The sequence below is a fragment of the Variovorax sp. dw_308 genome, from assembly GCF_019207085.1.
GTDB lineage: Bacteria > Pseudomonadota > Gammaproteobacteria > Burkholderiales > Burkholderiaceae_C > Variovorax.
On sequence record NZ_JAATOM010000051.1, the window covers coordinates 1 to 11,899 of the forward strand.

Below are 11,899 nucleotides of genomic sequence, written 5' to 3' on the forward strand. Positions count from 1 at the left end.
TTCAGGGCGCCTTCTCTGGATAGGTTTTGGCGTCACGAGGTGCTCCTTAGAAAAACACGTCGAAGTGTGATCCCCCACCTCTTTCATTGCAACGCAGGGAGGGACCTTGCTCGCCATCTCGAGGACGGACCCATTGCAGTGGCCTCACATGCCAAGTTGGCTAGGAAAGCTGAGTCTTGATAAGACTGGTGGCGGTCGGTTGCTCCTGCCAAAGCTAGGTCCGCTCCCAAAAGAAGCGGACGCTGACGCATCCGCCGGAGGATGCGCACCGTATTCCAGCACCCGCACGAGCACGCACAGACGAGGGAAACGGACGGAAGGCCAGTCGGCCGTTAAGGTTGAGGCCTTGGTAGCATTCCCACACATTCAAGGAGTGTTGATGGGCAAATACCAGGGGATGAAGTGGCACCGATGCGATTTCCAGGTTCAGACGCCTGAGGACTCGCGGCACTGGGCCGACGCTGAAACCAAGCTGGGCGACCCCCGGATGGAAGACGACATTCAAACGAAGGCGCGCACGTATCTTCGCCGCTGCCACGAGGTGGGGTTGAACGTCATCGGCGTGACTGACCACAACTTCTCTGCGCGCGCCAACCATCGCGAGTGGTTCCTGACGCACCTTATCGAGCAAAACGATGCCGTCGCTGAAGAGTTCGGGCGGCCGCCGCTCGCGATATTCCCAGGCTTCGAGGCTGACATCGGCTACCACGTTTTATGCCTGTTTGAGCAGGTCAAGAAGGGCGCCAATCTGACCGCCTTGAACGACTTGGTCACATCCCTAGGTCTTCCGCCGAATCAACGCTTCAATAGCGGATTGCCGACCCAACTGCGTCATGAGAATGCGCTTGTCCCTCTGCGCACGGTGTTAAGCAAGGTTCAGGGCGCTTCCGGCGGAATTGTGATTGCGGCACATGCGTTCAGCGACAAGGGTATGTGCAGCAACCCCATGCACATGGGCGACTACGCTCTCCCTGGACTCATGTGCGTAGAGGTCGCCGACTTCCCGCTGAAAGGCAAGGCAAAGGTCGTGCTTGACGGCTCGAACCCCGACTGGAAACGGGACGGACGTCCGCCGGCTTACGTTCGATCTTCGGATGCAAAGTCCCTGGCCGTCGATGAGGACAAGAAGCCTCTTGCGAATTCCATCGGCTACCGATACACCTGGCTCAAGATGTCCGAGCCATCGATCGAAGCTCTGCGCCAAGCCTTTGTTGATAACGAGTCTCGGATCAACCTGTATGACGCCTGCCCTTCCGACGGCGAGAAGCATCCCCGCATCGTGAAGCTAGTAATCAAGGGTGCGGCCTTCCTCGAAGATCAAGAGGTTCATTTCTCGCCAAACTTCAACTGCGTCATAGGCGGCCGTGGCAGCGGTAAATCGTCGATCCTCGAGTACCTGAGGTTCTGTCTTGAGCCAGAAGCAAACAAGTCCTTGCACGACGACATCAAGGAGAAGCACGAAGCAATTCGTTCGACGCTGCAAGGCGCAAACGTTGAGCTGCAGGTCACGTTCGAGGCCTCGCCTGGAGTGCGTGACACTGTGGTGATGAAGCCGGCAGAACGTAGGCGCTTCATCGCGGGGCGCGACGTCGTGGATCTCAGCACCGTGCTTGGTCAGCTGCAAGCGCAGTTCTTTAGCCAAGGCGAGCTCACGCGCCTGGCGAAACCAGGACAGAACCATGTGTTGCGTCTGGTGGATGCGTCGGCGGGAGAGAAGCTTCCTGCACTCGCGCGCACAGAACAATCCGTACGGGCGGAGCTGGAGCAACTCGGCGCCGCGTCAAGCCGCGCGAGAACTGTTGCCAGGGAGGTCCAGAAGCTGACGCAGGAAGTCCTGGAACTCAGTCGGCAATGGCAAGCTCGAAACGACATTCAGGGCGATGCTCAAGCTCAGCAGGCTGCAACGGAGGCTGCATCTTTTGCGGAGAAAATAAAGAGCGACGCGGAGCAAAATGTCAGCTGGCTGGCCGCGTTCACGGGAGAGCTCACCGTCCGCTACACGAAGCTCCCGCCAGAATCCAACCGGTGGCCGGCACGCGACTTTCTGGAAGAGGCCGGACAGAAGATCGACCTCGCACGCGCGGAGTTCATCAAAACGATCGAACAGGCTGCAGTGTCCTTCAAGCTGGTGATCGACTCCACATTCGCCGAGAACTCGTCGTGGCCGTCGGTGAAAGCGGAACTGGATCAAGCGGAGACGAAGTTCTCAGCCGCGTGTCTTGAGAAGGGTCTGACCGCTGCCGATGTGAGCCGCTTGCAGGAGGTCGCAAGGGCCAAGGAGAGCAAGCAAGCTGAGCTCGACGGGAAGACGCGGCAGCTGAGCGACCTGAATGACCAGGCTGCGGGCTGGGCAGACAAGTTGGCTGAGTTGCACGCGGTCTGGCGCGAGCAGTTCGATGCTCGCAGTCTTGCCGCGTCCAGAATTCAGAAGTCGGCCAAGGCTACGAAGATCGTAGTCGCCTACATGCGCGACAAGGAATCTTTCGACATTGCGTGGCGACGGCTGAACCCCAACGACAACCGCAAGCGCCTTGGCAAGAACTGGGACGACATCGGAGACGCATTGTTCAAGGCCCATGGCGAGCAGTCGTCAGTCCCGTCACCCTGGGAACTCATTGATCAATGGAGAGTATCGCCTGACGGGTTCCTAGAGGCTCCGGCGTCGGTATCGGCGCACTTCGCAGAGCTGAACGCCCATCTCGAAGCGGATTCGGTGCGGCGTGTGTGGGAGCAGGTTCGCTTGTCCCGAGTGGCGGACTTCGTTGACGTCGAACTGTTCCGGCCTGACGGTCAGAGCGCTGGCAGCATGAGTGGCGCAGGTGGCCGCAGCCTCTCGGAAGGTCAACGCAATACGGCACTGCTTAGCTTGTTGCTGGCACAGGGTAACGGCCCGATCATCATCGACCAGCCTGAAGATGAACTCGACGCGAACTACATCTTCAGAGACCTTGTTCCCTTCATCCGCAACGTCAAAGGTCAACGTCAGATCATCGTTGCGACGCACAACGCCAACCTTCCAGTAAACGGAGACGCAGAGCTGATCTATGCTATCGAGGCGAAGGATGGCGGTCACGTCCTTGCGCAGGGCGGGCTCGACAGGCCGGAAGTAACGCGAGCGGTGGTCGACGTGATGGAAGGCTCCGAGGAAGCCTTCAAGCGGCGCAGCGAAAAGTATCACTTTGGCTCATGAACATCAAGGAACCCGCCCGATGCACGGTCGAGGATTTTCGCGACTTCCGCTACACGATCATGCTTGGCGACGAGGCAATGGCGGCACGTCTGGGGAGCGCTGCCGCTGGTGGCAATGCCTGAGGTGACATTCAACCTCCATACCTTGGGCTGGCATAGCTTCCAGCAGCTTTGCCATTCCATACTTCGGGAGAATCTGGGTCAGCCGGTCCAGTCGTTCTTAGACGAGCATGATGGTGGGCGTGATGGCGCGTTTTCAGGTGTCTGGAATCCGACCGGTGCGGAAGATTTCAGCGGCAAGTTCGTCGTCCAGTGCAAGTTCACCAAGATCGCCGGGAAGAACCTGCACCTCTCTGAGATGTCCGACGATATAGACAAAGCGAGACGCCTTGTCGAGCAGGGACTTTGTGACGTTTATGTTCTTCTCACGAACGCTGGCCAGTCCGCCACAGCGGACGAACTGATCGTCGAGAAATTGCGTGACGCTGGCGTCAAGCAGGTGCGAATATTTCATGGCCCATGGATTGAACGACAAATTCTTGAGAGCAAGAATCTGCGGTCGATGGTCCCGCGCGTGTACGGATTGGGCGACCTCAGCGAGATCCTAGACAAACGTGCCTACGAGCAAGCAGCCGCTGTGCTCGACTCCATGCGGGAGGACCTCGCCAGGTCGTCATGACCGAGTCCTATAGGCTTGCCGCGAGGGCGCTGGATGCGCACGGGTTTGTCTTGCTGATTGGTGAGCCTGCGGCGGGCAAGACAACGGTGGCTTCGCTCCTGGCCATGGCATCTGCTGACAAGTGGGGCGCCAGAGTGGTCAAAGCGCCCAGTGCAAAAGAGATGGTGGCTCATTGGAACCCCAATGAGTCGTCTCAGTTCTTTTGGGTCGATGACGCATTCGGCGTGACCCAGCACGAGAGCAATTTGGTCTCGGGTTGGAATCGCGTGCTGCCGGAGATACGCGCGATGATCAACCGAGGGTCCAAGATCGTCATGACCTCGCGGGACTACATCTACAAGCAGGCACGTCAGAAGCTGAAAGAGTCGGCTTTCCCGCTGTTCCAAGAGAGCCAGACTGTGGTCAATGTTCACGACCTAACGGCGGACGAACGAGCGCAGATCCTCTACAACCACATAAAGCTGGGCCAACAGCCTCAAGAGTTCCGTGAAAGGATAAAAGAGTTTCTGGAGGAAGTAGCAAACCATCCGCGTTTTATTCCCGAGATAGCTAGTACTCCGAGGATGTCGACCTCGCCATCCGCATGGCCGCTTTTGGAATTCTGCCGGAGAACATTCGCGCGTCGGTCGTGTCATTCGCAGCGAATTGCGCTTTGACCGGGGGTGATCCCCGCATCCTCACGGAGCCTAAGTTGCGTTCACTTATGACATCCCCTGAATCCTCGCGACTCTCTCATGGCATCAGGACGCAGCTCCTTCCTCGGATTGAGGATTTCCGCGTTGCGCTTGAGAACGGATACAAGGAGGAGGACTGGGGTCCGGAGTGGCATATGAGGCGCTTCGATCAATCGTTAACGGGAATCTCTGACCATTTCCCGACAAGTCGTCGGATCCAGAACGTAGTTCGTGCACAGAGGAAGCGAGCACTATCTTGGGTTGAATTGCGCGAGAAGCAGGCGGTGAAGCCGGTCGACTCACCCCACGACATCGGGGCCGAGGAAACGACGGTCGCCTCTCCAAAGGGAACCAGAAGCATCTTTGACGACATTGCCGACTAACGGATGGCGTTTCACGATGGTCTTAACGTCGGCTTGATGCCAGGTAGCGTACTTACGCCCGACGGTGTGCACTGGCGGCAACCGCTGCGGACCTGCCGGACACCAGTCGATGCTGCCGGTCTGAGATGGCCCACTGCTGCCCCACGACACTTAGCGATGTATGTCGGGAATGCGCGCGGCACTGACATTGAGGTTGACGGCGCCGATCACTTCAAATCTCTGGGGTCAACGGTGCGCCTTCGCGATTGACTGCACCCATTAGAAGAACCGCGCGACCGCAGGATCGTTCCGCTCTCGCGGCGGACAGACAAGAAAGTGTTTCCTTCCAGTCGAAACGACCTCCTTGACGGCGCGACAAGACGGCCTGACGCCGGGTCCTCTTCCACGATTTCGGGCTGTGCGATGCCGACACCCAGCCCCTCGATCGCAGCCTGGTAGATCAACAGCGAGAAACTGAAACTCGATCTGATTGGCCGGCTTGAGTTCGGGCGCGTCGAGCCTGCCGAAGCTGAGCAGCTCGCACACGGCGTGATCTGCGGATTGTTCGAATCGTTCTCCGATGCCGGCGGTGCGATTTCTGTCGCCGTCGTCACAGCGAGCCAGCATGCAAAGGCATCGACGCGGCACTGACCGCGTCGGCTAGTGAGCCGAGCACGGGATCGGCCTCAAGCGTTCGGACAGACACGCCGTGCTCGAAGTTGATTTGCATGCGCGGGAGCCGGGAGCCGCGGGCGACGAGCGCAGCTTCGATCTCCTGCTCAGCGCGAAAGAACCCGCCTAGCGCGTGGTGCCTCGAAGCCTCGATGTGAATTATTTGCTCAGATGTTCCCATCTCTCCCTCGTCGAGCGTCGCATATGCTTCGCGCATGAATCCATAGCTCAGCATCGCGACGGCCACCGCGAATGCAGCGTTCTCTGCCGGGTACCTGTCGAACGGGACGGCATCCAAGCTCGCGACCGGCGCCTCGACCGCGGTCCAGGTTCGATGGAGGTGCGGAAGGGGGTGCTCCTCGATGTCCCGCAGCTTCGCGCGCACGTCGAAAACGAACTGGCCGACGATCTTGAGAATGCGCACCTCTTCGGCATTCTTGACCGCGCGCTCGCGCTGCGCCTCGTGTCGCTGAACCAGCAGCACCACGGCGGCTGAGGCGATGATCGCGGCTATTGCGCCCCAAGCCTGAACCCACGACGCGCACTCGCTCGGATTGAGCCCGCGCACCAACATGCAGGACTCCCACGGTCCATCGAACATCGTCACCCCTCCGGTATTTGCTTGGGGCGCGAGTATGCAGGAACCTTGTCGCGCAGCCCCGGGCGGCACTGCCTGCACGAGAATCGGCGCGGCCACTTTCGGCCCGAAGGAAAATGGAGCGGTTGGGAATGAGTGACTTGCCAAGGTACGCGCACTGGAGTTCCGCAGGGACTTTCAAGATGACGATCGCCGGGACATCGCACTATCGCGGCGCGATCGCTGCGATTGCGCAGAACCCGATCAACACGCATGCCTTGGTCATTTGCCTCGGGTACCTCGTCCCAGATGATCAGAACCCACACGACCCGAACGCAGTCAGGGTGGTGATCGAAGGACAAACAGTCGGGCACCTCTCGGCGTCGTTCGCACAAACCTACCGTTCCTACCTCAGCCATCTCCCCGAGCGCATCGAGCATGTCTCGGTGGCCGCAGTGATCACGAATGGCTTGAGGACGAAGGACCGCGCCTATGAATACACGATTGAAATCGACTTTCCCGACGACTTGGGCATCGGCATCCTCACTGAGCCCATGGAGCATGAAATCATCCGGGTGAATGGCTATTCGGCCCTTCAACCAGATGCCGATGGCAGCTACTCCGCGAAGGTGTGGGTTCCAACCGGAGACTTCGACGAGTTGCACAAGAGCAGAGCAGTCGAGGAGTGGACGACGGACGCTTGGGAGACGGTGAACTTTTACGCTTGCAACAGGCAAAACATCGGGCTCGGATTGAAGGTCTACGAACTCACCAAAGCGGAGTACGCCGCTCTGTTCAAGGACGGGCCCACGACTGGCGTACTCGTGCTCAGGAAAAATCGGTTTGCAACGCTGCGCCTGACCCCTGCCACGTGAAGGGGCATGCAGCTACTCGCTGCGGTGGAATCTCTTGCCGACGATCCCTGTCTCGCGCGCGTCGCCGCCGATCAGGTCAGAAAGCTCGTAGCCGTGCGCGGCCAGAAGCGCTCGGCACTTGCCGAGGGCTTGCAGCTCGATCTGCCGAACGCGCCCCGTCAGGCAAACGCCTGCGAACCCAGCAGAATTAGTTGCTCGGTGCCCAGCGCCTCTTGAGGGTACCAGAGCCCCAGTCTCCAAGCGTCGGTTACCGCGACTCCGAGCTCGCGCCCGAGCCACTCCATAGCGATCTTCTCGTCGAAGTTGGCGCATTCGGCCTTCAATCTCTGCACACCTCGCGCGATGAGGGCCTCGTACAAGGCGATCGCAGGACGCACCGTCGGATACCCGGATTCAACGCAGGCGTTGAACTCCCTTGGAATGCTAACCCCGGTTGGGTCCAAGTCTCCGAAGTACTCTGCACCCACAGCATCGGCTTCATCAATAACTTGGTGCAGCGCACGTCCGGTCAGGCGAAAGTTCAACCCCTGTCCATAGACCACCGCGGCATACCGGCAAGCCACCTCGTTCCATTCGCCGAAGCTCCAAAACGTGTTGTGATTTTCGATGACCAACACCGCCTTTCCGGCTGCGTTTGCTTTGCGATAGGGCAAGGGCTGCGGAACGCGAAAGCAACCAATCGTCTTCAGGTGCAGCTTGCCGTTGAAAAGCGTGTCGCCCGTGGCAAGGTCGTCAAGCCGCTTCTCGTCTCCGAAAATCTCGAGTGATCGCTCCTTGATCGGCACGAGCGCGAACTTTCCACGTCGACGGATGAGAAACTCGTTGATCGCATGCAGTGTTTGCAATTGCGCCACACGAAGCTGTGGCCAAAAGCCCAGTTCTGGGGCCCAAGCCACGCTCGAAAGATCGAGTGCCTGAGATGCAGCCGGACTAACTCGATGGATTTGAATCCAGAGGGGCAGGGGAGGCGAGCCGACCTGCTCCCAACTTCCCCTTGCTGGCAATTCGATGACCCCCGCGCCCGCCAGACTCTGGAGTTCGGCAAGAAGGAGTTGCCTTCGTTCGTGGCTGTTCTGCGCGGATGGGTGAACGGAATAGTAATGCTGCATCACCTCCTGAAGATCGACTCGCTTGCGTCGGCCCGAGCGAAGACGCTCAAGAAACTCGCTCATGCGACCATTGGCTCCTGTGGATCGATCAGTTGAAGTGGCGCAATCTCGATCTGCCATCGTCTCGTCTTTGTGTTCTGACCGACGCGGCGCAGGCGAATGAACCGGCGAAACTCACCGATCGTGTTGAAGTCCTGTTGCGCCGTTGCGAAGATGAGCTGGACATTCATGGCCTTGGCCAGCGCGCGCTGAGCGCGCCAGAGAGGCGCGCTCGTGGCCTTCGCAAAGGGGTTGTCCAGCAACAGAGGACCACCGCCGTTCTTGCGCAGTTGCGCGTGGTTTTCCGCGCGCAGCTGATTGATCAGCAAATAGAGAAACATGGCCATCACTACCCCCTCGCCGCCAGAGTTGGAAATTTTCTCTACCGGCACATACTGCTCGGTTTCTTCAATCGAAAACTTCAAGACTTGAAGGCCCAGCGGCTTCCCATTGATGCGGAGGAGCGCATCCGCTACCAGATCGGTGCCTGTCACTGGAACGACAGCGCTTTGACCCAAGTACTCCAAGTACGCGTGGATCGCTTGACGGCGCAGATCAGCGGAAATGGAGCCAAAGTTCGCGCGCATTTTCAGCACCTGCTTGCCGCCGACGTAGGGCGCTTCGCGTGGGACGCACTTGCCCGGCCCAGATGCTTGATTGAGAGTGTGGATCGCGTTCTTCACGACGCCCAGGACGTCCTCTACGCAGAGATCAAAGTCCTCCTGCATCTTCGCGAGCGTGGCGTCCGTCGTGCTGATGCGGTCATCCAGGTGTTCGAGCAGCCGGTCGGCATCGGTGCAGGCCGCTGCAAAGCTGTTGTTCTCCATCTCGCTCGAGACGGTCGGATCGATCTCGCGGAACGCCTGGAGTGCCGCCGCCTTTTTTACTTGGTCGAACGCAAGGCCAGCGGTCTCCTTGAGCTTGGCGACACCTTGGCCCTTCGCGCCCCATTGTTTTTGCAGCTGCATCGTCTGCGCGTGAGCGTCTTCGTGCAGAAAAAACGAGTCCTGCGCCGGTACTTCGACGGTTACCCCCAAGGCCCCCGAGATTTCCGCAGCGATCAGCGCGGGATCAGGATTTTCGGGAAGTCCCACACCAACCCGAAATGACTCCGCCGCTCGCTGGTCGCTGTCTGCCGCCAACGCCCTTCGTTGACCTCGCTCTTCGGCCTTTGTGGCCTCGCCTGCCGCCTCCCGAGCCTGGTTCGACGCCCTCTCATATTCCCTTTCGCACTCCTCCGACAGCTGGGCGAGTTCAGTGAAGCTCATCGTCTGCATCGCAGGCGTCGGCGCCCTCAGGTTTGCTTTAGTCTGCGAGCTTGAAAGAAACTTTGCAGACTCCGCCTTGAGGCGTTCGCCAGCTGCCGAGGCCTGGATCTGCTCGGCCCTTGCCGGCCCGTGTTCACGTTGCGTTTCCGCGATAAGCCGACCATGGTCGGCATAGAGGAAGGGTTTCGTATCCGCTACTCCATACTTGGCGAAATCACGGGCGTACTCGTGGGTTTTGCCAAGTTTTTGATCTCGCTTACCCTTGATCTTTTCATGCAGAGCGCCGAGCCGATTGCTGGCCTGCATGTTGTAAGCATCTCGTGCGTCGTTGTACGACCTCCGCAGCGTGTCAAGCGTGCGTGGCTTCTGTGCCAACTGTTCTTGGGCGGGGTAGTCGTGCGAGTAGTACTCGATCTTGCCGCGGTCCTCCGCCAAGGACTTCTGCAAGACTTCGGCCTCTGATTTCAGGCGATAGTCCGTGTTTTGCTCGTTCTGCAGCCGCGTCGCGGTGTCTTCCGCAAGCTCCTTTCGCAGGTGAGCGTCCATGATCAGAGCATCGATTTCCTCCAGCCTTGACAGCCTCGACGGCCGCCCCGTCTCATGCTCAATGATGAATTCCCGCAACGCCTCGACCGAATGCGCTGCATCGATGCGCCGTTGATTGGCTGGTTCGATCTGACGTTCGCACTCGTCCGCCTGATTCTCAGCGCCTTCCGCTAGTTGCGTTAGAGACTGCTCGCGCTGGCTGGCAGCGGCCTCATCTTGGACCAGGCTTTCGACCGTGCCGCGGGTCTCCTTCATCTTCTCTTCGCCATATACATCGAGGAACGTGGCGAGCTCCTGCAATGCGCGCAACGTTGCCGCGTGCCGCTGTGCATAGGCATCGCGGCGTTCTTCTTCAATGCGCAGCTTGGCTTCCAGCGAAGTGGAAAGCGCCTGGGCTGCTCCCAGGCTGAATGCAGAATCGTCTGCGGGGGGAACGATGGACTGACCTGCCAGTGCTGCAGCGCGATCTAGCGAGGCAATTGAAATGACCACCGGCTTGTTTGGTCGAGTTCCATCCCATGTCATGCGTTGCGCGAGCTCGAACTCGGACTGTGCGACGCACACACCGAGATAGCGGGCTGGATCGCTCAACACCAGCTCGCGCGCTTTCTCGGCATCCGGGATCGACTTGGCCAGGTATTCGTTGAACGGCCTGGCCGATTTGATCCGGCCGACACGGCGCAATTCTTCCACCACGATGTGGACGTCAGGGTTGTAGCCAGCAACGCCGGTTTCCTCGATGGCTTGCCTCGTGGCACGCAGTTCCGCCAGCCGGACGTCGGAGCGCGACACTTCGCGGGCTGAATCGTGGACTACATCCTGCAGACGACCCGGCAACGAGGGAGAGTAGGGATCGCCTCGATCCGACTCAACAGCGTTGAGGATGGCCGGCAGCAAAGCCAAGTGCTCCGCCTGCTTCAATCCAGCGTCAATGAATTCGTTCAGTGTCTTAATCTGCGCGCGGAGCTCGTTGCGCTTGACCATGGCATTGCCAGCGTCAATCCGATACTGACGCCCTTGCTGCGCAAATGCTTCGCGAGATTCGCGCAGTTCCTGCAACTGGCCGGCGACGATCCTTCCGGTTTCGTTCCAACGCTCAACCGCGCTTTCGGGAGGTTCCTCTACGCTCTCCAATCTACCCTGATTTACCAGTATCTGCCGCCGACGCGTGCAAGCGTCTTCAGCATGCCGCAGACCACTTTGCTCTTTCGTGAAATCGAGTTCGTCCCTTTCCGCATGCTTCTTGGCTGTCGCTGCGCCCCGCAGTTCTTCTTGACGTACCGCACTGTTGGCGTCGAATGTTGCGATCTCATCTTTGACCCTGCGCTCTTCGTTCGCAATCGCTCGGCGCAGAAGTGCGCCCTGAATGTCGACATGATCCTTCGCAGGCTTCAAGCCCTCCTCCTCGGCGGCCGCCAACGCCTCCAGCTCTTCTATCTCCGCGTTCATGCCCAATATCTCGCCCTGTAGCCGGGCGGCACGGATGTGCTCAATCTTCGTCTCCAGACGGTCGACTTCTTGGATCGCCAGCTTCACGCGCTCGGCGGCGGCGGCAACAGATTTCTCAAAGTAGAGCGCCAGTGATGTCGTAGAGTCCTTCAGAGATGCCGTCGCGCCGGTCGATGCTTGTTCCGAGATGGAGCGCTGGGTTTTCGCAAAATCAATCTCTCTCGCCTGCTCGGCGCGCCGTTGGCCCGCGCGAAGCTGCAGAGCCTGATAAAGCTGAGCGCCGTGGATCAGAAGTTCTTTCTGGTCGGCCTCGGCCTTCAGGTAGAGCTGCGCCGCTTCTGAGAACACGTTGAGCGAGGCACGGAAGCGTGTGAGTTCGCGGCTGCGGGCCATCAGTACAGGGCGCCGGCGGTGTTTCGGCGCGCGTCAAGGTACTTGTCGCCTCTTTCATGCAGCCAAA

General features: G+C 59.3%; 8 protein-coding genes. 5 read left to right on the top strand and 3 right to left on the bottom strand.

Annotated elements, in window-relative coordinates; translation table 11 throughout:
• Nucleotides 1-379: 379 nt before the first annotated feature.
• The 4 genes from HCU76_RS35675 to HCU76_RS35685 are packed head-to-tail and all read left to right on the top strand — an operon-like array spanning nt 380 to nt 4,524.
• Nucleotides 380-3,190, top strand: a complete 2,811-nt coding sequence (locus HCU76_RS35675) for a TrlF family AAA-like ATPase (RefSeq protein ID WP_218511974.1) — start codon at nt 380-382, stop codon at nt 3,188-3,190.
• A complete protein-coding gene (locus HCU76_RS37065; protein ID WP_256354734.1) occupies nt 3,187-3,312 on the top strand; it encodes a hypothetical protein in 126 nt (41 codons plus the stop codon). Before HCU76_RS35675 ends, HCU76_RS37065 begins: the two co-directional genes overlap by 4 nt.
• A gap of 1 nt (nt 3,313) precedes the next feature.
• A complete protein-coding gene (locus tag HCU76_RS35680; RefSeq protein WP_218511975.1) occupies nt 3,314-3,868 on the top strand; it encodes a restriction endonuclease in 555 nt (184 codons plus the stop codon).
• Nucleotides 3,865-4,524 (top strand): hypothetical protein, encoded by a 660-nt coding sequence (locus tag HCU76_RS35685; protein ID WP_218511976.1) that lies wholly within the window; start codon nt 3,865-3,867, stop codon nt 4,522-4,524. Before HCU76_RS35680 ends, HCU76_RS35685 begins: the two co-directional genes overlap by 4 nt.
• 990 nt (nt 4,525-5,514) lie before the next feature.
• Here HCU76_RS35685 and HCU76_RS35690 read toward each other — a convergent pair.
• A complete protein-coding gene (locus HCU76_RS35690) occupies nt 5,515-6,177 on the bottom strand; it encodes a hypothetical protein (RefSeq protein WP_218511977.1) in 663 nt (220 codons plus the stop codon).
• A 179-nt stretch (nt 6,178-6,356) separates the two neighbouring features.
• On the opposite strand from HCU76_RS35690, the gene HCU76_RS35695 reads away from it, so the two are divergent.
• Nucleotides 6,357-7,028 carry an HIRAN domain-containing protein gene (locus HCU76_RS35695; RefSeq protein ID WP_218511978.1) on the top strand — a complete coding sequence of 224 codons (672 nt, stop codon included), beginning with the start codon at nt 6,357-6,359 and terminating at the stop codon, nt 7,026-7,028.
• A gap of 158 nt (nt 7,029-7,186) precedes the next feature.
• Here the strand turns inward: HCU76_RS35695 and HCU76_RS35700 are convergent, their stop codons facing one another.
• A complete protein-coding gene (locus HCU76_RS35700) occupies nt 7,187-8,200 on the bottom strand; it encodes a Wadjet anti-phage system protein JetD domain-containing protein (RefSeq protein WP_218511979.1) in 1,014 nt (337 codons plus the stop codon).
• Nucleotides 8,197-11,832, bottom strand: coding sequence for a hypothetical protein (locus HCU76_RS35705; RefSeq protein ID WP_218511980.1), 3,636 nt, complete (start codon nt 11,830-11,832; stop codon nt 8,197-8,199). The genes HCU76_RS35700 and HCU76_RS35705 overlap by 4 nt, the downstream gene beginning before the upstream one ends.
• Between the last annotated feature and the right edge of the window lie 67 nt (nt 11,833-11,899).